21 protein-coding genes and 1 pseudogene are annotated in these 19,128 nt (G+C 62.8%); 15 read left to right on the top strand and 7 right to left on the bottom strand.

Annotated elements, in window-relative coordinates; genetic code table 11:
• The first annotated feature begins 186 nt into the window (after positions 1 to 186).
• Entirely contained in the window at positions 187 to 1,119 is a 933-nt protein-coding gene (locus VGZ23_12475; protein HEV2358404.1) for a tyrosine-type recombinase/integrase, read from the top strand.
• Positions 1,116 to 1,349, top strand: coding sequence for a hypothetical protein (locus VGZ23_12470; GenBank protein HEV2358403.1), 234 nt, complete (start codon positions 1,116 to 1,118; stop codon positions 1,347 to 1,349). The genes VGZ23_12475 and VGZ23_12470 overlap by 4 nt, the downstream gene beginning before the upstream one ends.
• 255 nt (positions 1,350 to 1,604) lie before the next feature.
• On the opposite strand, the gene VGZ23_12465 is transcribed toward VGZ23_12470, so the two are convergent.
• Complete coding sequence (locus VGZ23_12465) at positions 1,605 to 2,075, bottom strand: NUDIX domain-containing protein (GenBank protein HEV2358402.1); 471 nt, start codon at positions 2,073 to 2,075, stop codon at positions 1,605 to 1,607.
• Between the two features lie 566 nt (positions 2,076 to 2,641).
• Positions 2,642 to 3,361, bottom strand: a pseudogene (locus tag VGZ23_12460) (DUF899 family protein).
• Positions 3,362 to 3,945: 584 nt separating this feature from the next.
• Between VGZ23_12460 and VGZ23_12455 the strand changes: the two are divergent.
• Entirely contained in the window at positions 3,946 to 4,506 is a 561-nt protein-coding gene (locus VGZ23_12455) for a hypothetical protein (GenBank protein ID HEV2358401.1), read from the top strand.
• A gap of 678 nt (positions 4,507 to 5,184) precedes the next feature.
• Complete coding sequence (locus VGZ23_12450) at positions 5,185 to 5,403, top strand: hypothetical protein (protein HEV2358400.1); 219 nt, start codon at positions 5,185 to 5,187, stop codon at positions 5,401 to 5,403.
• A 77-nt stretch (positions 5,404 to 5,480) separates the two neighbouring features.
• On the opposite strand, the gene VGZ23_12445 is transcribed toward VGZ23_12450, so the two are convergent.
• From VGZ23_12445 to VGZ23_12425, 5 genes are all read right to left on the bottom strand, one after another.
• Complete coding sequence (locus VGZ23_12445; protein ID HEV2358399.1) at positions 5,481 to 6,398, bottom strand: LLM class F420-dependent oxidoreductase; 918 nt, start codon at positions 6,396 to 6,398, stop codon at positions 5,481 to 5,483.
• A gap of 481 nt (positions 6,399 to 6,879) precedes the next feature.
• Positions 6,880 to 7,500, bottom strand: coding sequence for a hypothetical protein (locus tag VGZ23_12440; protein ID HEV2358398.1), 621 nt, complete (start codon positions 7,498 to 7,500; stop codon positions 6,880 to 6,882).
• 83 nt (positions 7,501 to 7,583) lie between these two features.
• Positions 7,584 to 8,081: a hypothetical protein gene (locus VGZ23_12435; GenBank protein HEV2358397.1), complete on the bottom strand. Its 498-nt coding sequence runs from the start codon at positions 8,079 to 8,081 to the stop codon at positions 7,584 to 7,586.
• Between the two features lie 181 nt (positions 8,082 to 8,262).
• Positions 8,263 to 8,847: a hypothetical protein gene (locus tag VGZ23_12430; GenBank protein ID HEV2358396.1), complete on the bottom strand. Its 585-nt coding sequence runs from the start codon at positions 8,845 to 8,847 to the stop codon at positions 8,263 to 8,265.
• A gap of 581 nt (positions 8,848 to 9,428) precedes the next feature.
• Positions 9,429 to 9,926, bottom strand: a complete 498-nt coding sequence (locus VGZ23_12425) for a hypothetical protein (GenBank protein HEV2358395.1) — start codon at positions 9,924 to 9,926, stop codon at positions 9,429 to 9,431.
• Between the two features lie 908 nt (positions 9,927 to 10,834).
• On the opposite strand from VGZ23_12425, the gene VGZ23_12420 reads away from it, so the two are divergent.
• The 11 genes from VGZ23_12420 to VGZ23_12370 all read left to right on the top strand — a co-directional run bounded on the left by VGZ23_12420 (position 10,835) and on the right by VGZ23_12370 (position 19,114).
• A complete protein-coding gene (locus tag VGZ23_12420; GenBank protein ID HEV2358394.1) occupies positions 10,835 to 11,005 on the top strand; it encodes a hypothetical protein in 171 nt (56 codons plus the stop codon).
• A gap of 249 nt (positions 11,006 to 11,254) precedes the next feature.
• Positions 11,255 to 11,671 carry a hypothetical protein gene (locus tag VGZ23_12415; GenBank protein ID HEV2358393.1) on the top strand — a complete coding sequence of 139 codons (417 nt, stop codon included), beginning with the start codon at positions 11,255 to 11,257 and terminating at the stop codon, positions 11,669 to 11,671.
• Between the two features lie 83 nt (positions 11,672 to 11,754).
• Positions 11,755 to 12,144, top strand: coding sequence for a copper amine oxidase N-terminal domain-containing protein (locus VGZ23_12410; GenBank protein HEV2358392.1), 390 nt, complete (start codon positions 11,755 to 11,757; stop codon positions 12,142 to 12,144).
• Positions 12,093 to 12,530: a stalk domain-containing protein gene (locus tag VGZ23_12405; GenBank protein HEV2358391.1), complete on the top strand. Its 438-nt coding sequence runs from the start codon at positions 12,093 to 12,095 to the stop codon at positions 12,528 to 12,530. The genes VGZ23_12410 and VGZ23_12405 overlap by 52 nt, the downstream gene beginning before the upstream one ends.
• A gap of 51 nt (positions 12,531 to 12,581) precedes the next feature.
• Positions 12,582 to 13,142, top strand: coding sequence for a hypothetical protein (locus tag VGZ23_12400; GenBank protein ID HEV2358390.1), 561 nt, complete (start codon positions 12,582 to 12,584; stop codon positions 13,140 to 13,142).
• A gap of 326 nt (positions 13,143 to 13,468) precedes the next feature.
• On the top strand, positions 13,469 to 14,851 hold the full coding sequence (locus VGZ23_12395; GenBank protein HEV2358389.1) for a hypothetical protein: 1,383 nt from the start codon (positions 13,469 to 13,471) through the stop codon (positions 14,849 to 14,851).
• A gap of 70 nt (positions 14,852 to 14,921) precedes the next feature.
• The gene (locus VGZ23_12390) at positions 14,922 to 15,053 is read left to right on the top strand and encodes a hypothetical protein (protein ID HEV2358388.1); all 132 of its coding nucleotides are present in this window, start codon (positions 14,922 to 14,924) and stop codon (positions 15,051 to 15,053) included.
• Positions 15,054 to 15,136: 83 nt separating this feature from the next.
• Positions 15,137 to 15,388 carry a hypothetical protein gene (locus VGZ23_12385; protein ID HEV2358387.1) on the top strand — a complete coding sequence of 84 codons (252 nt, stop codon included), beginning with the start codon at positions 15,137 to 15,139 and terminating at the stop codon, positions 15,386 to 15,388.
• Between the two features lie 808 nt (positions 15,389 to 16,196).
• Positions 16,197 to 16,826 carry a hypothetical protein gene (locus VGZ23_12380; protein ID HEV2358386.1) on the top strand — a complete coding sequence of 210 codons (630 nt, stop codon included), beginning with the start codon at positions 16,197 to 16,199 and terminating at the stop codon, positions 16,824 to 16,826.
• Between the two features lie 343 nt (positions 16,827 to 17,169).
• Positions 17,170 to 18,405: a hypothetical protein gene (locus tag VGZ23_12375; GenBank protein HEV2358385.1), complete on the top strand. Its 1,236-nt coding sequence runs from the start codon at positions 17,170 to 17,172 to the stop codon at positions 18,403 to 18,405.
• 67 nt (positions 18,406 to 18,472) lie between these two features.
• Positions 18,473 to 19,114, top strand: a complete 642-nt coding sequence (locus VGZ23_12370; protein HEV2358384.1) for a hypothetical protein — start codon at positions 18,473 to 18,475, stop codon at positions 19,112 to 19,114.
• Positions 19,115 to 19,128 lie beyond the last annotated feature (14 nt).

Raw genomic sequence — 19,128 nt, 5'->3', positions numbered from 1 at the left:
AATCCGGTCGTCTCCACCAGCCCTTGAATGCCAAGGCTTTGCGGGCTCTAAGGCCCCCGGGAAACGGCCTGGAAAAGCAGGGGCCCATCCCGGGTCACAACCGAGACCGTTGCGAGGCGCGCACAAGTCCCTCATCCTCGCGCACAATCGAGGGCGTCCCAGGGGACGGGACGCAGGGGGGATGTCATGCGCGCCAACAAGCCGCCGCGTGTTATCGCGGAGGCCGCCGAGGCGTTCCTGCTCCAAAAGCAAGTGAACGGTTGTTCGGTCCGTACCATCGAGGTTTACCGGTTCTGGTTGGATCGTCTCGCGGCTGTGATCCCGGACACCGCCGCCCTCGACGCCATCGCGACTACGAAGTTCTTCGTCTCCCTCCGGGAGCGAGCCGTCTCGGCATCCACGCATCATCAGGCGTACCGGACCATCAAGACGTTCGTCCGGTGGCTGATCGCGATCCGCGCGTTGCGGGTCAATCCGCTGGACGGGCTCGCCGTCCGCACCCCGAAGACGCTTCCCGCCGTGCCGACAGAAGAGGAACTCGCGGCTGTCCTGCGCGCTTGCCTGGACTCGGCCGAGGGGCTCCGTAATCGCGCAACGATTCTCGTGATGTCCGACGCGGGCCTGCGCCGCAGCGAAGGACTGCACCTCCTGGTCGAGGACTGGCACCCGCACGAGCGGTCGCTGTTCGTTCGAAGTGGCAAGGGCGCAAAGGACCGGACCGTCTTCGTAGGAGCCACAACAGCGCGGGCACTCCGGGCATGGCTGTCGATTCACCCGCAACCGACGCCCGAGGCATGGCTATTCTGCCAGCGGGACGGGCGACCGCTCACTAACCGCGGCCTCATCACGGTGCTGCACCGGCTGAGCGCCCGCGCTGGACTGCCGACGGAGCGGAGGCTGCACCCGCACGCGCTGCGGCACCTCGCCGCGACCATGTGGCTCCGGAACGGCGTCGGGATCGACGAGACGAGGCGCATGTTGGGCCACAACAGCCTGAACACCACGTTGCGCTACTCGTCGCTCGTGAGCGCCGACCTCCAACGAGCGCACCGGGAAGCCGGGGCGATCGACCGGCTGGGGCTCGACGGGCTCCAAGGGCCGCGTCGACGACCAGCGTGACGTCCGTCATGGTATGGCCGGGCGTCCCCCCTGGGGGACGTCGTCATCAGCGGGCGGAGGCGCCGGTTCACGGTTTCGGGGAGTGCCAGGCGGCGCGGCGGCCGCGCGTGCTGGCCGGGGACTCAAGCCGCCGCCGGGCGGCGGTCAGGACGCTCGGCATCGGCGACGGCACGCTACGGAGGCTTCTGGCCAGCGCGGCCGTCGAGGAAGGTAGTCAGGCGCCCACCTAGCCCACCCGGCGGCACAGCGGCCCGCCGAGGGCGCGCCAAAACCTAGTGGAAAGTAGCCCCCGGAAAACCCAATAATCTGCACGTTCCGCAGACTGTCGTCCGGCGCGCCAAAGGAGTTTTTTTGGCGCACCGTGACCGGGCTTTGCGACCGGCCGACCAGCGGGACAGCCGGTGGGGAAACGCCAGCGTGTTTGGCGCTCCCGGGGTCACGCCGACGACGGGTTGCCGTGGCGTTCGACGTCGAACACCCCGCCGCTACGGGTGCCGAGCGCCTCGATGGTGGACGAACCGCTCGATCAGCACGCGGTGATCCTCGCGGAGACCGACCGGCCAGGTGCCGGACGCCGCGTAGTGTATCTCGGCGACCTCGGTGCTGGGTCGGAACGTGCCGCCGATCACGCGGGCGGCGTACACGATGGTGAGGTGGCAAGGGCTCTCCCGCTGGACGGTGAGCGGAACGAGCACCTCGACGGTCAGGCCGGTTTCTTCCGCGATCTCCCGGACAATGGTCTCGCTCGGGTCCTCTCCGCGCCGCACCCACCCGCCGGGCAGCGCCCACGGTGACGACCGCCGGTAGGTGTGACGGGCCAGGAGGACGCGGCCCTCGCCGTCCTCGACGATCGCGACGGCGCCAACGATGAAGTGAGCGTTGAGGCACCATGTCAGCGCGCCGCGCGCCCAGCCGGGCAGCCATCGCCAGACCTGGACGCCGAGTCGCTTTAGCATTCGCGTGGTCACAACGTCCCCCGTGGGGGACGTCGCGCACCGGCCGATCCTATGAGCGCCGTCGCCGTAGCCGCCGCGCCGGTGCCGAGAAAGCCCTGCACGCCGTGCCGCAGGGGCCAGAACCAAACGTCCTGCGGCGGGCGCATCCGGGCGTGCCTGGCCTTGATGGGGCCCTGTAGTTTGCGTAGCGCACGCTGCTGGTCACGCCGGGTCAGGTCGTCTACCGCGTCACCCTACTCGGGACGGGCATGAAAGCGACACGTACCTTCGGCTGGCGAGATTGGTCACCCCTGCACCGCCGGTGTTCGTACGGCAGGAAGGCCACGCGGCGGGCGAAGGCCATCCTTGTGCGCCGCATCGTCCGCGACTACGTCGCCGCTGCCATCGACCGCGCGAGCCCGAACCTCGAACAATTCGTTGCCGGACACCGAAATGTCGGGACGCCGTGCCGCCTAATCTTCACGGACCCCGGCGGGGCGGTTGGCTTCGAGCCTACCGGCTGGCCCGCATCAACAGACGAGCGCGGCACACGTCCCACCCCGGAACAGACGTCGGCGCTCAGCGGCTCAGCGGAGGTCGTCGGAGCGCCCGGCTTCCAGGCGTGGCCACTGGGCGATGGGACGCCCGTGGGTGCGGTATGGATTGGGCTCGCGGGTGTTCTTTCCCCAGCGTTGCGGCCAACCGGTGGGCGAGTCCTCCCATGTCTCCTGCCGCCCATACACGGTCAGGTCTAACAGCCCAGCGTAGCCCGGGGCCATCACCTCGACGCCTCGGCCGGTGGTCCAGTAGGTCTCGAACACCCTGTCGCCGTGGCGTAGATAGCACACCAGATAGAAATGGCCGACTTCCCGCCCGGTCAGCAGAGCGCCAGCAGAGTCTTGCGCCGAATACTAGGGCACGTCCCAGCCCATGAAGTCTCGGTACCGGACGCTCTCGTCGTAGGGGCCTTGGCACAACACAGCGTAGGTGACATCACGGGAATGAAGGTAGGACAATTCGCGGACCTGCGATGTATACAAGGTGCAACCCTCGCACTGTTCAGGCGCAGGTTCGCCAGCGTACCACATGTGATAGTAGGCTATCAGCAGTCGACGGCCCTCGAATACGTCCAGCAGCGTCACCGGTCCGTGCGGGCCCACAAGCGTAACGGTGGAGTCTACCTCCACCATGGGTAACCGCCGACGGGCGGCCGCAATCACGTCGCCTGCGCGAGTGTGCGCCTTCTCCCGAACCCGCAGCGCATCCAATTCAGCCTGCCACGTGGCGCGGTCAACCACCACTGACATCGCCGATGTGTCGGAGATACCAGCGGCTGGCTTTTCCTTCGACTTACTCGTCATGGTTGTCTCTCCTTCCCGAAGAAACGAGAGCGCATAAGCCCCGCACATCAATGTTCTCCAATTATTTGTTCGTTCGGCAGGTCCGCCGCCCGCCGTGCAAGGCCCTGCCATGCGCCGCATCGTCCGCGACTACGTTGCCGACGCCATCGAGCGCGCGAGGCCGCAACTCGAACAATTCATTGCCGGGCATGGAGTGCCCGGACAGCGTCCCGCTGATCTTCGACGATCCAGAGCCTGTGATATAGATATTACGCTATACCGTGGCAATGAGCTATACGCATGTTATGAAGTTAAGCGTCATTCGCGCAGTTCGAGACGGCCCTGATTGCCGAGCGCGTCCGGGCCGGGATGGCAAGGACCAAGAAGCAGGGCAAGACCCTAGGCAGGCCCTGCAAACTAAACGGCAACTTGCTTGCCCGAAAACCGGCGATCGAGGCGGGAACGATGAGCAGGGGCGAGGCCGCTAGACAACTTGGGGTGACCGTTTCTGCTGTTTCTCGGGCACTACGTCGTCTGGGAGGTGAGGTGAAATGCGAAGCGCAGCAGTGATTGCGGGGATTGTCGTTCTACTGCTCGGCCTTGCATCGTCGGGAACGGCTCATGTGCCTACCGATCCGTTTCTCGTGGTGCCAGGACAAGGGATCGGCGAGGTCCGGCTTGGCATGACAATCACGGAGGCGGTCAAGGTTCTCGGGAATCCCCAGGAGAGCCGATCCACGCTGTCCTCAAGCGTGCTCCCGAAACAGGAATTGGAAGGCGCAACGATCTACATTTGGTCAGCCCCGGCCAGGGCTGGGGTGTCAAATCAGACAGGCTTCCGGGCCGTCGCAGATGCCAGAGGGAAGATCATCGAGATCATGGCCCCGTCACCCGATGAGCGATACCACACGCCTGACGGTCTCGCGATTGGGAACCGAGAGCAGGCCGTTGGCATGCGCCTTGGTCCTCCGAGCCGGACGACAACTTTGGGCAACGAGAAGTACGACATCTACGAAGTGCTGGGCATTGCATTCACCATCGAAACGAACCGGCAATATTCCAACGCCGGAATGGTGAACGGGGTCTCGGTCTTCGTGCCCGCGCACACATAGCCCCGGCTGACCAATCCGTCGAGGAGGGAGGGTTGTTGCGACCCCTCCCCCTCTGGACGGTTCGGATCGGTGCGGGTTACGCGTTTACCGCGTCTGCGCTGTCGCTCCTCCCGCTGATGTTCAAATCGCCTGATTGGTTCTTCTCCTGGGTGCCCGTTCCACCGGCCGTCCCGCCAGCCTGCGGCCCGCCCTGATCGGCCATGACCTTCCAAATCTGCTTCACGGTCGCAGGATTGAGCGTCGGAGGTATCCCGGCCGGAGTCGGGGCCGTGCTCTGCGTGGCAAGTAGCGAGTACGGTGTCCCGGCCGCGCACTGGCCGATGTCGTGCCGCCCGCCGCCGTCGCGGACGGCTGCGCGGTGGCCGCTGGCCGGGCCGTCGCGGTGGCCTTCGGAACAGCGGTCACCGTCGGCCCTGTCCCACCGTACTGCGTGGAGGCTCCAACCCCCGTCGCGCCCGGCGCGTTTCCGGCCGTCGCGAGGTTCTGGGAGGCCGACAGCGCCCGGCCACGTAGGGTCGAGTAGTCGGGATTTCCGACTGTCATCGTCCTCCAGATGGCGTCGAGCCATTCCTGATTCGGCTGCTGGGGAGGCCACGTTGTTTCGAAGGGCATTGTTGGTCACGCTCCTTTGCGAAGAATTGACTTGCGAATGTCTACGTGATACGAGGAGTCAGGGACGTGAAGATCACACTCCGGTACCGCACCGTCTACCCCGAAGCGGACGTCGAAGCGGCGATGCAAGGTTCCGTCATGGCGAGAACGCGACGGGATTACGCTGGCCAGGGGATGCGGTCGTTCTTGCTCGATGTGACGTTGGACGCCATCGGCACCGTGCGGGGCCGCGGGTACCTCGTGGTGCCGCAGCGCGCGCGGCTCGTCGCCTGGTGGGGCGGCTGACAGATCGGGCCCGAGGCCGTGGATGATTGGTGGACGCATCCAGGCCCCAAATCATGGAGCCCCGGCCCCGTCAGATGCTATGCGAGCCCGCGAATCTGCTCCATGATTCTGATGAAATCGGCAGCGGACTTCACGTCCGAGGAGAACGTCGGGTCGACGACCAAGGCGCTGGCCCCCAGCGTCCTGGTGGTGGCGATGTCCTTTTTGATTTCGTCCAGCGCGCCCGCAAACATCCACCGATCCTTTCCTAACGGACGCGGCGAGATCAACAAGTTCGCGCGGACGATGACCTCGACCGCAGCCGGGTCCCTCCCGGCGGCCTGCGCCATGCTCTTAAGCCCGGCCATCATCTGTTTCAGGCCATCGAGCGGCACTCCGGTAGGATGCCAGCCGTTCGCCAGCGTCGCCGCGCGCTTGAGGGCGCTCGGTGAGTATGCTGCGAGGTAAATGGGTGGGTGTGGCTTTTGGACCGGCTTCGGTTGAATGATCGACTTTGGCACGTGGAAGAACCGGCCGTGGAACTCCACCGGATCGGTGGTCCAAATCGCCTTGAGAACCTGGAGGAACTCGTCCGCGCGTCGGCCCAGACCCTTTGGTGTCACACCCACGGCGTCGTATTCGTCCTTCGACCACCCCTGGCCGAGCCCGACGCGGAGTCGCCCGCCTGAGAGGATGTCCAGTGTGGTCAGACGTCGGGCCAGCATCACCGGGTTGTAGTACGGCATGTCCAGGACGCTCGTCCCGAGGGCCACCCGGCTGGTGTGGGCTGCGACGAACGTGAGCGTCTCAACAGGATCGAGGGCGCGCTTGTACACGTCGGGCAACGAGCCATCAGGGCTACCCGGATACGGCGACTGGGGCGTCAGCGGGTACATCAGGCGTTCCGTGACCCACACGCTGTCGTAGCCCAACTCTTCTGCCTTGCGAGCGACTTGGACGACCGCCTGCGGGTCGGCGGCCGTGCCAATCATGGGAAGGAAGAAGCCGAGTTGCATGGTGTGCGCTCCTCTCGCGTGGGCTACACGCCCGACCTGGTCTCGGGCACTCGCGGGGTAGTCACAGGTGCGACTACAGAAGCGTATTCCGCGCGGCCTTCGCGTTCCTGCTCGCTGTTGTTTGAAACGTGGTAGCCTGCCACAGCGGCGGCCTTCCCAACGGCACAGTTAATCGGCTGATGAGCAGTGAGGAGAAGGTGCAGGCCCTGGTAGCGCGGGTGATCGAGACCCGGGCGCACCTGGCGAAGTCGGACGGCGAGATCGGCACCATGGTCGCTGCGACCATCCTCGGTTCGACGGCGACGTGGCGTACTGAATACTCCGAGCCCCAGCTGTTCGGTATGCGGCCATCATCGCCTGGGTCGAGCCACATCACGCCGTCCACCCGATGTGGGCGGGGGAGTCGTGCAGCCTGGTGCACGACATCAGGCCCGCGGCCCAGATCGTGCGTGACGTGGCCGGCGCACCGCGAAGCGCCGTGCTAATAGATGTCAAACTTGTGGCAGTATGCCGGAGCGTGCCAACCCCAGTCTTCCTGCCCGTAACCTCCCCAGCTCCAACTGTTATCGTTAAGCAATGTCGTGCAGAGTCGATGCTGCGCTTTCTTCCCCTTAGCAGTCAATATGAGACGATATGCGCCTCCCCATGTATGCCCGGCCGCGAAATTCTTGAAATCGTCCTTGAGAAGTGCGCTCTGGCCTTGCTTGCTCCACACCAGACCGCCGGCCGGCACCGTGTTCACGCTGTGGCTGTACTCGAACACGTAGGCGCGGCCCTTACCGGTCATCAACAACAGTACAACGTCGAGATCCTCGAACGGCACCCCGCGCCGGTAGTTGCCCGAAAACAGATAGGTGCCATCCGGATTAACGATGAGATGCGCGAACCCTTGCTTGTCCTTGAAGTTCCAATTCACAATGATAGGTTTCTTGCCAGCCGCAATGTCTTTGTCGGCCACAGAATGATGTGCGCGGGTAACTTCTACTGGTGCCCCTACCACCGGCGAAGGCCCCGCAACGGGGGGCGGCGTCGTCGCAAAGGCAGAACGGGCAAGGAACACGCAGACTGCAAGCAGCGAACCTGTTAGGCGAAGACGTCCCATCGTGGCCTCCTCCGAGTCGCGACGCGATCGGCGTCAGACCGTCAAGACTATTGTCAATCGGGCGCGTCGGGAGCCTGTCTCATCTAAAGGCCATACTGTGCGCAGAACTTCGGGTCCATTATCGATCCCGACTTCCATTCGTACTTTTGCCAGAGCCTATAGTCCGCCTGACTCGCGCCCCAATACTGCCCGTGGCAGACCGCCAGCTGATACTTGCGCTGCTGCTCTCTCCCCTCGGCGGTCAACGAAAAGCCATACGTCCCGGCCCAGTCATGCCCGGGCGCGAAATCCTTGAAGTCGTCCTTGAGGATGGCGCTCTTGCCGTGCGCGCTCCACCGAACGCCGCCACGCGACACGTCCCCCACGTAACGAAACATATACACGCCGGCCTTCTTGCTTTTCAGCAAGAGCGCAAGATCGAGAATCTTGCCTGGTTCTTTGCGTGTATAGTTACCCGAAAAGAGATATGTGCCGTCTGGGTTGACGAGCACATTGGCCTGTCCCTGCCCGTTCTTGAGATGCCAATTCACTACGATCGGTCCGTTGCTGTGCGCCACATGATGTACCGGGGTGGTTTCCACTCGCACATGTGCCTCGGGGGGAGCCGTCCCGGTGGGCGGCGGGGTCGTCGCTGAGACAGAGCTGCCGAGGAACATCAAGACTGGAAGTAGCGAACCTATAGGACGAAGATATTTCATCTCGGCCCCCTTCGAATCGGCATGCGATTCGTGGTCAGATCAGTCGGGTTGCGGAACGCCGATGCTACCACGCCGTGTTAAATTGCTTGCAGTACTTTGGGAAGCTGACTGACGCAGCCGAGCTCCAGCCGATTGCCCGCCACATCGTCTGACAAGTATCCTTCTGCTGCTCGCGCAGCCGCTTTTTCGCCTCCGCCGTCAAGCTCAAGCCGTATGTCCCGGCCCATTCATGGCCCGGCGCGAAATACTTGAAGTCCTCTTTGAGAATGGCGCTCCCGCTTTTCTCACTCCATCGAACCGCGTTCGATGCGTCTCCCGTATACCGGAACAGGTAGACCGCGCCCACGCGGCTTTTCAACGCAAGTTCAACGTGGAAAATCTTGCCCGGTTCTTTGCGTTTATAGTCGCCTGAAAAACGGTATGCGCCGTCAGGACTGACGGTCAGATTCACTAATCCTGTCCCGTTCTTGAAGTGCCAGTTTACTACGATCGGTCCGTTGCCGTGCGCCACGGAATGTACCGGGGTGATTTCCACCGGCACTTCCGCCGCCAGCGACGGCGTGACACCGGGCGGCGCGGGTGTTGCAAAGACTGGGCCGGTGAAGACTACGCACACCGCAAGGACGGAAACGAGGCGGAGAACTTTCATTGTGCCCCCCCGAATCGGCATGCGATCCGTATCCGCCGTTACCGGAAACTGGAAGTGCCTGTTCGCGCTCTTTCGCGGATGTCCTATGCAACCGGCCGTCCGGGAACCCTGGTAACCGCCGCCGCTCTGCACCGCGTTCTTTAGCGCCACTCCGGGCCGGAAAGTTCCCCCACGCTAATAGGTCTTCCATCTGGCTGCTCTTGCAAACCGGAGCCGAAGGCCGCGGACTTGGGCTTCTGACTGCAGGTCGGGTCCGGAAGTTTCGTCGCGGGCAGACTCCATTGGCGACTACTCAGATAGTTGGCCTTTTTCATCGCGGCGATCCACGCTTGCGCTGCCGTCCAACCCATCGACCCGTTCGGGCTGGGCGATCCCGACCGAGCGGGCAGGCAAACCATTGTGTCGCTCGCCGTTGGCGCCAACCGGACGACCTGCGGTGTGGGACCAATTCCCTAAGCGAGACCCACGTCCGCCTCATACGGTTCGCGACCCCTTCGTTGCAACTCGTGTATTCTTGAGATCGACGGCTTGACGCCCAATTGCCGCGGGTTGGCCTGGGTGCGTACTCTGGCGCGACCGTCTTAGAGGTGCCGTACCACCCACTGGGCCAGATCTCGTTGTCGTTCTTGCTGGTCGTTCGGGGGTTTATAGCCCCCCGGGTTGAAGCCCATGTCGAAGTGCGCCTTTCCTGTGCGCACATGAAGGACATAATTGGGGTCGCGGAATGCGGCATCGCCGATGCCGGCCACCGTGGTGGTCCGGCCCGTGGTTCGGTCGATGAACGACCGCCAGCTCGTGAACACGTTCCGAGCGACGGCCGTCGATGACTCCACGTACACGACGTACCAGATCCCCAGGTTTCCACCGGGTTCGCGGAAGCCCGGGAGCCGCTTCTTGGAGGTGTAGCTGCACTGCGATCCCGGGGCGGTGTTGCGGCCTAGCGGCGCGATCTCCCCATTGCGGGTGGTGACGTGGAACGGCGTTCCGAATGCCTTGCCGACCTGCGCGACCGGAAGCAGCGTGCACGCCTCCGTCGGCGGTTTGGGCGCCGCAGGGGCGGCGGTACCGGCAACGAGCACCCAGACGCCAAGCAGGGAAACGAGATATAGACGTTTCGTCGTAACACCCCCTAATCGGCACGCGATCGGGAGCACGCCCAATCGACGCATGATACGGCTAGAAGGGTAGTGCGACGCCGTTGATTCCTAGGTAAGCTTTGCCAGATGAGTGACCAGTAGCCTAGTCTACATTCTGCCTCGATGGTAGGCTGATCGTTGACCGGGATTTCTGTTTTTTGGCCCTCGACTCCTTCCATTTGCGGAGCCCGGCCAGGTTCTTCGTCCGGACTCTATCATGTGGCCCATGCGAAGGCCTGTTCGGGGACCCCTGAAACCCCCAAAGCTCAGCACGGTCGCGCTGACAGCCGATTTCTCGGACACCATGCCCCTCGGCCTCCTTGCCGCTGACGGCGGCTGCAACGATGGCGTCTGCTACCCTGCGGGCCCCGGTAGGCGTGGCCAGCCGCTGCACGATCGTCCCGAATAACCGCCGCGTCAGGTGCCCTTCCGCCAGCAGCAACCAATAGTACCGTCATGTTTCACGAGACGGCCACCTGTCTTGATCAATCGTTGCTGCAAGCTCGTCAGCGACGAGGTGTCAATCTGCTTCGGCACGGCGAGTCGACGCCACAGGTTCCCCAGGTTGTAGGCGATGACGCTCAGCGCGAGCCCACCTCGTTGGCCCGGAACCGGTGACAACTCAGCCGTGTCATCTTCACGGCTAGCTTGCCTTCCTTGATCCACTGTTCTGCGGTTCCTCTCTTGTTGTGGTGCCGCGACGATTTACGCTTCAATTAAACGATGTCCATGCGGGCCAAGGCGCTCACACTCCCAACTCACAAGCGGAGGACCAATTCGTCATTGGCTACATCGGACGCATTGTCACCGGCTTTCAAATGAGAACGGCTGCTAAATTCGCGAGCAAAAGGATGAGCGCCGAGGGCGATCCTCTCCTTGCCCTCAGAAAATCAATTGATATCGCGATGAAACGAAACAGTGCTGGTCGGCACGTCAATTATCTTGAGATCTACGCGCCGGACGTTTTGGCTGACGAGATGCAGCCGGATCTGCGGTACGCGGCCGCGTTATTTCCGCGATAGCGCCTTCTGACCAGAGGAAAATTGGGAGTCGGCACGGCGGCGATCTGCCAGGCGGCTGACAAGGAGGATGTCTGCGCAAGCGCGAGAATGACCGATCGCTCGGGGGGGGCTCCAACATCTTGCCGAAAACGCATGCTATTTCGGGGAGGCCGAGATGAAGCATCTTCGTTTGGTCGCGCTGCTTGCCGTCTGGGTGTTCCCGGCCAATGTTGCCTTTGCAACGTCCCCGCCGTCTGCGGCGATGTCGCCGTGGCTGTTCGGGCAGTGGAAGCCACACCAGAGAATCCGGTTCCCGCCGGCAAGGGACGATCTATCAAGGTGAATTGGACCTTCAAGAGTGGAAAAGGATCAGCCCATCTGCTCGTTGACTCGAACGGCAGCTACCAGTTTTCCGGCAACTATGAACCCGAGTCGAAGGGCAAGTATTTGGAAGCTGTGATTGTGGTGTTTGAAAAAGGCAGCCCCAATCTCTCCGCCGCCGCCATGTTGTTCCAACATCGCGTCGGCCGGGAACGTCAAATGGAGCCGCAAGGGCGAGAATTCCGCTATTGGGTCAGACTTCCAGATTTACCAGAAGGGCCATTCCTGGCGCGGGGCTTATCCTGGCCGGCAAGTGATCTTACAGACGTCCCGCGAACAGGATCAGGACAAAGACGGCAACGCTGACCCGTGACCACACTGCCGGCGCACCGCGTGGGGCCCTCTTTGCTGCGGGTCGTGGCCGGCAAGAAGAACGGAGGGGAGGGGAAATGGTGGCGGCGCAGACGGAGTTACTCCACAGGAGGCTCGTCGGTGCTGTCCTGATGGCGGCATTGTGTGCAGGCCTCACCTCACAGACAATCGCGCAAACCCCGACGCGGTCCGTCCGGGTTCTTGTTGACGGCGGTGTTGTCCAATTCGATCAGGCGCCGGTGATCACGAAGGGAAGGGTCCTCGTTCCTCTGCGCGGTGCCTTCGAACGCCTGGAAGCGACGGTCGCCTGGGCTTCGGCGTCGCAGACGGTGCTTGCGCAGCACGGCGCAACCCGTGTTGCCCTCAGGATCGGGTCAACAGGGGCGTCCGTAAATGAGCTCCGCAGTTTTTGGACGTGCCGGCGGTGCTCGTCGGCGGCCGCACGATGGTCCCGCTTCGTATCGTGAGTCAGGCGCTCGGCGCCGACGTGCTATGGGACGCGGCCACGTCCACCGTGCGGATCACGAGCCAGACGGCTGTGAAAGTCACGCCGTCGCCGACGTTCGCACCACATCCGCCGCAGACAATCTCCACGGCCAACCCCGGACGCAACCCCAACTGGCGACCCGCGGTACCGGTCCGTGTCACCTTCACAGAGCACTTCGCCTCCGGTCGCGCGCCGGAGGTCGACCTTCGCCCCATCATCATGCGCCGCGCCCTCGCCGTGCGCGATCAGGGGAATCGCGGCACGTGCACCGTGTTTGCGACGACGTTTCTGATCGAGTACCAGCGGGCCGCGATGACCAGCGCACACGGGAGCGCGGCTGCGCTGTCGGAGGAGTATCTCAACTGAGCGGGCAACAAAGCGACCGGCGAAGACAGCGACGGCGGATTCTTCACGAAGATGATCAGTGGGTATCAGACGTGGGGGATCGCGCCAAACGCGAGCATGCCGTACCTGCCGGCGTACGATCCCACCCATCCCGCGACGCCGAGCGCCTCGACCATCGCCGCGGCCAAGGCGATGTTTCCGGTCCGATACCCGTTTACTACCCTCAAGGTCTGGGACAACACCAAGGGGATGACCCCCGCGGAGCTGCAGCGCGTGCTGGCGACGCTCCGTTCCGGCCGGCCCGTGGCCACGGGGATCTGGTGGCTCACGAACTTCGCCACGGTGACCGTCGACGGCGTTCCGCTACTCAAGGACTATCCCCGCAGTGCCAATTCAGGCCCCAACCCGCCGATGTTCGACGGCCATTCCATCGACTTGGTCGGGTTCCACGAATCGCGCGCCTTTCCCGGCGGCGGGTATTTCATCTTTCGGAACAGTTTTGGCCCAAGCTTCGGCAACGCCGGGTATGGGTTTGTCTCGTTTCAGTATCTGCGCGAGTACGCGAACGACGCCATCGCCATAAAGGCGCCGCCCTGGCCGTCAGCCAGGCGCGCCCCGCGCCCCAAGCACTGATGCGTTGTTATGCAGAAAGGAACCAATCACTGAGCGCAGGCGCTCACTCCGGATGGAGTAAGCACGGCAAGAGCGCCGTGCTCAAGAACGCCTTCAAGACATTTTCTCAGCACGCCTGGTACGGGTCATATGAGTTTGGGGCGAGCGTTGAAGACAGAAAACAACTCCAGGCCAGATGCGGCGATGCAAAGTGAAAGAGGACGACAAGTGGTTCTGGGCATCCTGGCGAGCGTGGTATTGCGAAGGTTCTCCGAATGGCCCCATTATCGTGTGGTAACTGATCGCGTCGGCTGAAACGCAAAATTTCCTATTTTCAGGAGGCTGCCATGGTACGGCACGGATCCTCCGGTCGCCGCGGCGTAGCGTGTGCGTTTGTGCTGATTGTCGGTCTGGCGATGTACCCCAACATCGCGCGCTCCGCCGCGGCGCCAGGCGATGCGGGGCAATTTGAGGAGGCCTCGGTCGCCGTTCTCCCGGGCAGCAACTGCATGCTCCACCCCGCGGGGAACAACGACCCGCGGCAGTCACTCCACATCAATGCCGAAGAGGACGGCGTGGCCCGCTTTCTCGCGGTGCGTCCAAAGCTGCCGAGCAGCGTCGAGCGGTTGGCGCTCGATTGCACCGATACCAATAAACGGACCAAGACCTATTCCGTCGATCTTCGCTCGGAGGCGACTTTCAAACCGCGCCCGTTTGACGCATCGCGCACGACTCTGGCGGTTCGGCCAGCACTTACCGGCGACCCGCGTCGCTTCACGCCGGAAGAACTGGTAAAGGCAGGCTACGGGCTGCGCCCCGATCCGGCAGAGAATCCGGACGCGTACCAAAGGTGGCTGGCTGCGGCGAGCGTGCCGGTGCACGAGCTCCGTACTGACCGAACTTTGCCGGCCCCCGTGTTAAACGCGAAGGTCTACACGACCCCGTCGTCTGGCTGGACCGGGGTCATCCTTCAAGGTTCCTACCAAAAGAAGGCGACGTCCGCTGAGACACTCAGTTACGGGGCGAGTTCGGCAACCGTCGTTGTCCCAAAGGTGACGCCCGGTCCCACTGCCGCGATGACGATATGGAACGGGCTCGACAATGTTTTCCAAGCCCTCATCGACGTACGTACGACGGCGACAACCGCATCATTTGGGATTCACCGCCAGTCTTTTGACCCTCACAGCAACAAGGGAATCGACACCGCAGGAACACGATTCACTCCGAGGCCCGGCGACCTCATCTCCATCGAGGAGTGGTATTGCAACGCCAAGGGAGGCTTGGATCTGAACGGTGGCTACGAGTGCACGAACATGGTCGACATCACCCAACACGCACAATGGAAATGCGATCAGGCCGAAAGCTCAGACTGCCCGTCCTACAAGCTAGTCGCCGGTGACCTGGGCAACGGCAAGCTCGGCTGGCAGACGGAATTCATCATCGAAAACGACACCAACCAGGTCGTCAAGGGTTCGCACGAGTGGCCCATTTTCTCGCCAGTGACGATGCATGGGTCTGCCGATCTGATCAAGGGCGACGGTGTCAAGGGAAAAGGCAAATTTGTGGGGATAAATACCGACCCGAGGGTCCACCTGTTGACCGACAACAATAAGAGTTCCCGGCATCTCCTCATCACCCTGCCAACCGGGGCAGTCAAGTGGGTTGAGACAAAGTGTGGAGCCAAAGACACGTGGGATGCGAATAGGGGAAGATGCGTCAGCAAGAAGTAGCCGCACGATCGGCTCGTCGACGGGCGGGCGCCTAACTTTCCCGCACCCCTTGCGGGAAAGGGAGGGGCCCATGGCGCAGCGATGGGAGGGCGAGGTTGGCACAGGCTTCGGCAACGCCGGGTATGGGTTTGTCTCGTTTCAGCATCTGCGCGAGTACGCGAACGACGCCGTCGCCATATCGGCGCCGCCTTGGCATCCGTAAAGGCGCTCCCGATCCGACCTACGATGGGGTCTGCGCAGGGTGCTGCAGGCGTTGCGGACGCGTGACGAGTCGGGGAGGCCGTGATGGGACACCTTCGCCTGGCTTCACTTTTTGCAGTCTGGGTGTTTCTTGCCCGTTCTGCTTCTGCGATGCCCTCGGCGGTGATGTTGCCCGCGGCAGATGCGGCAGCGAACATTACGCCTGCCCATTCTGTTGTCGCCAGCACGGGACCGACGGCGCACTTCGATATCCACCTTCTTCCGAAGGGAACGTTGACATCTCAAATGGTCGAGCAAGAAGGAACACTGGCCGCGTGGGTGGCAGCGCACCTCTAAGACTCGGGTGGGCGCACCGAAATGCGCATGCGCTCATGGCCGGCCCCAGGAATGGAAGGCGATCACGTATTGGGGGTCAGGTTCATATCCTCTGCAGGATCGACATAGGAGGGGAGGGTTGACGCTTTGACAAGGGGATTTGCACGAGATAAAGGACGGCTGGCAACTGGGATCGCCGCGGCGCTTGTCTTGTCAGCAACGGCAGCCGCGCTGGCCGTATCGGTTTCTCTCCCACCGGGTGGGAGCATCGCGGTGCCGGCAACGAGCGCCGCCGCAGAGCCAGGCTTGGCAGGTACCGTGATCCACGACGCATCGCTGCCGTTCACGATCAAGAAGAATGGGGCAGTTCTGTGCACGGGCCAGCTGCAAGACCGAGTGGTTCGGTCGAGCACGGGGGGGGGACTCGACTTCTACTATCGCATCCGCCGCACCTCAGGTCCAGGCGCTATCAACCGAATCGCGACGGCGAATTTCTCGAGTGCAGCATTCAATGTTGCCTACCGGACAGATGGATTGGGCACGGTGGCGCCTCAACAAGCCACGCGAAGCCGCGCACCGGGAGCCCTGATAACGTTTACCTTGAAGGATCCCAACCTGTTATGCAAGCAGCATCAAGAGTCACGGTTTATCCTGATCAACACAGCGCCGACGGTCCCTGTGATCAACCCAAGGGTGACGGGTTTCCACGCCGGCGGAAGCACACGGCTTTTCACTACGACAGGTGCGAGCGTCTCGGTGCCGACTGTCATGCCAACGGTCATGCCGTGACCGCCGGTAGGGATCGCATGCCGAGTCGGAGGAGACCATAATGGGATATCTTCGGCTCGTATCGATGCTTTCGACGTGGATGCTCCTTGCCAATTCTGTTGCTGCGGCGCCTCCGCCGCCCGGCGCGACGCCGTCGGTCGCGGCGGAAAAGCCAGTGGAAATGACCCCAAGACGAGCTGTCGCCCCCGGCACGGGACCGATCATAGTGAATTGGCGTTTCAAGAACGGAACAGGAGGAGTCAAACTGACCGTTCACCCGGACGGCCAGTACGCCTTTGCCGTCGACTATAAACGCCAGGAGCCGTACAGAATTCTCCGTGTTGTCCTGATGTTGGTGAGTGCCGACGGCTATACCACCTACGTATTCGAATCCAAGCACGACGTGAGTACCGTGCCGGCCGGCGGTCTTCGATGGAGCAAGCAAGGCGGGAGCACGGCCCTCAAGGAACACTTCAAGGGCTTCGCGGCCGCGCAAGCCTCCGGCGCCGGCGGCGCCTGGTGGGGCGGATATCGTCTGCTGTGGGCCAAGGGGGGAAAGGAGAAACTACTCAAAGAGGAGACACAAACGTGCGAGGAATGGGCCAACGAGTGGTCCGTTTTTGCCTCTCATGTCGGGTGGGGCCAGGTCGGGGGGGTGACGCCGAAGTACTGCTACAAATTCAACATCTAGCAGGCACGGTGCTTCGCGAATCACCCTCTGGTGTGTGGCGAAGCGCCTCCAATCACCGGCTTTCAAATGAAAACGGCCGCCAAGTACCCCAGCCATTGCAGATGTGCTCAGTATCTTGATCTTGATCGGGTATATGCGTTGGCCCTGAGCCATCAGATTCCGGTGGCCTCGGAACAAGATTCACTATAACGCTAGCACGGATTGGATGTCGATTGGGAGGCCACGATCAACCACCCCGACCCAGACATTGACCGGAACTCCGGAGGAGGGTATCGGGGACACGTCACGATCCGATGACGTTCAGAGGGGGTGCGTGTACGGCGGGACTGACAATCGAGGTGCCATGCCGGCCGATCCTGTCACAATCGATAGGGGGGAAACCGACGTGCAATCTGCACGCTTAGTTTTGGTTTATGGGGGACGCGGCGTCATGGCTCAGCGTCGCGGCTATGTCCTGATCGCGCTCGCGGGCATTCTCGGTCTGTCCATCCTCGGCGCACCGCTTCCCGCCGGTGCGGCTCCCGCCAAGTCCACGATCGCGCGGCCCACGCACCTACGTCCGGTGCAGAGCAAAGCGGATTGCGTCGCGGTGCTTAGCCTGCTCGCGGCGATCTGTGATAGCGCCGTGAAGCAAGGCGATCTTCAACTAATCTGGGACGAATCGGACAAAGCCGTGACCGGGTACAAGGTGTTTCGGGTTGACGGCGGCGGCCATCAACTCTTGGGGACGGTCACAAAGCGTTACTTCCTGGTGAAGAAGCCGTCCGAGGGCTACGCCAACCTGTGCTTCGCCGTCCAGGCGTTGGCCGGGAAGCAGACCTCCGCTGATAGTCCGCGCTACTGCTATGCGCCCGGCGCGACGGCGACGACGCGTTCGTTCAAAGCCAGCTTCACCCAGACACAAGTCGCGTGGAGCGCGTCCAAGGTCGACTGTGGGTCGGGTCCCTTTCCCGCCTCCGCGTTTTTCCAAGCCGCCGACAAGGAAGGTGCCTTTACGGCGTTCTTCCCACCTCTGAGGAACGAACGGCCGACGTCAGGGTCGATCGGCGTGCTCGGTGTGTACGCCGGGGCCGAGGCGGCGTTGTTGAGCCTCCAACAACATGCCGATATCTTTGGCTACAAGCAGTTCTGCAGCGGGAACTATAAGGGCACTAACCCATCCGTACAGGTCAACGCGCTCGCCGGCATGGCGTTCGATCTCGGGGAGCTCGCCAGGCACAAGTTCTATTCGGCCGCTTTGACGCTCGAGTCAGTACAGACCCTGGTCTATACTTCGGGGAAATTCACGCTCCAGGGCGGCGGTTGGTGCGCGGTTCATGTCGGCGCCGCGACCCGGGAGTGGCGGCTCTCCCCACTTGGGAATATGACCTACAGCAAGCGCGGGCTGGTGACGCTCTCGTCTCATCCGCAGCCCGGCATTGACGTCAGCCCGATTGTGTCGGTCTGGGCGTCCCAAAGATACGCCGCCGCCTACGGATTCATTGTGGCGGGCCTGCTCCAGCCTGGCCCCAATCCCCCGACGAGCGAAGCGTGCCTCACGAAGTACGCGAGCCCGTCGCTGAAGGTCGTGTACTTTTAAGCGCCGCGCTCCGTTCAACCGCGCGCTGCGCGTCGACGCCTGGAGTCCAGTTGGGAGGGGTATCTTCATGATTCGTGCGGCTCTGCTCGTCGTGATGCTGAGCGTGATCGTGAGCACGGGGGTCGCCGCCGGGGCCGCCGGCTCGGCCTTCAAGGGTGATCCGCTGGTCGTGGCCGAGGTTAAGGCAGTCTACAAGAAGATGGCGTCGATGCACACGTGGCGCGCGCACACCAGACATTTCCGCGCCGGGGGGCTGGTGGATACCACCATGGTCGAGTTCGTCGCGCCAGACCGGTTTCACATTACGATGACGCGAAGCGGCCGGACGACAGAGATATTCAAGGTTGGTAAGGACTTGTGGACGATGTCCGGCGGCGCCTGCCGGAAGGCGCCGGGTTCGATCCCCACTCCGGATCCGCGCGATTGGCAAGGGCCCGGGACCGATGTCACCATCACGGTGACCCGAGGCGACCGTGCGACGGTCGACGGCACGCCCACACAGACCTATTTGCTCGACTATGAGGTCACCTACAAGGCCGCATCGGGAACGTCGAAAGAGAAGCTGTACGTCGCGACCGGCACCGGGCTGCCGCGCCGGGCCGAGCGCACAAGCAGCGCAGGCAGTCCGTCTACAAGCGGCGCAAGCACGTCCACGACCGACTACTACGATTACAACGCGCCGATTACGATCAACAGCCCGCCGTGCTAGACGCCCGATGTGCG

The organism is bacterium, from assembly GCA_035945995.1.
Lineage (GTDB): Bacteria > Sysuimicrobiota > Sysuimicrobiia > Sysuimicrobiales > Segetimicrobiaceae > DASSJF01.
Note: the sequence above shows the minus strand (reverse complement) of the source record. Positions and strands in the feature narration are given on the sequence as shown.

Coding starts and splice junctions, on each gene's coding strand:
- VGZ23_12475 (HEV2358404.1), top strand. CDS start 187: ATGCGCGCCAACAAGCCGCCGCGTGTTATCGCGGAGGCCGCCGAGGCG.
- VGZ23_12465 (HEV2358402.1), bottom strand. CDS start 2,075: ATGCTAAAGCGACTCGGCGTCCAGGTCTGGCGATGGCTGCCCGGCTGG.
- VGZ23_12455 (HEV2358401.1), top strand. CDS start 3,946: ATGCGAAGCGCAGCAGTGATTGCGGGGATTGTCGTTCTACTGCTCGGC.
- VGZ23_12445 (HEV2358399.1), bottom strand. CDS start 6,398: ATGCAACTCGGCTTCTTCCTTCCCATGATTGGCACGGCCGCCGACCCG.
- VGZ23_12440 (HEV2358398.1), bottom strand. CDS start 7,500: ATGGGACGTCTTCGCCTAACAGGTTCGCTGCTTGCAGTCTGCGTGTTC.
- VGZ23_12430 (HEV2358396.1), bottom strand. CDS start 8,847: ATGAAAGTTCTCCGCCTCGTTTCCGTCCTTGCGGTGTGCGTAGTCTTC.
- VGZ23_12420 (HEV2358394.1), top strand. CDS start 10,835: ATGAGCGCCGAGGGCGATCCTCTCCTTGCCCTCAGAAAATCAATTGAT.
- VGZ23_12410 (HEV2358392.1), top strand. CDS start 11,755: ATGGTGGCGGCGCAGACGGAGTTACTCCACAGGAGGCTCGTCGGTGCT.
- VGZ23_12400 (HEV2358390.1), top strand. CDS start 12,582: ATGATCAGTGGGTATCAGACGTGGGGGATCGCGCCAAACGCGAGCATG.
- VGZ23_12395 (HEV2358389.1), top strand. CDS start 13,469: ATGGTACGGCACGGATCCTCCGGTCGCCGCGGCGTAGCGTGTGCGTTT.
- VGZ23_12390 (HEV2358388.1), top strand. CDS start 14,922: ATGGCGCAGCGATGGGAGGGCGAGGTTGGCACAGGCTTCGGCAACGCC.
- VGZ23_12385 (HEV2358387.1), top strand. CDS start 15,137: ATGGGACACCTTCGCCTGGCTTCACTTTTTGCAGTCTGGGTGTTTCTT.
- VGZ23_12380 (HEV2358386.1), top strand. CDS start 16,197: ATGGGATATCTTCGGCTCGTATCGATGCTTTCGACGTGGATGCTCCTT.
- VGZ23_12375 (HEV2358385.1), top strand. CDS start 17,170: ATGCCGGCCGATCCTGTCACAATCGATAGGGGGGAAACCGACGTGCAA.
- VGZ23_12370 (HEV2358384.1), top strand. CDS start 18,473: ATGATTCGTGCGGCTCTGCTCGTCGTGATGCTGAGCGTGATCGTGAGC.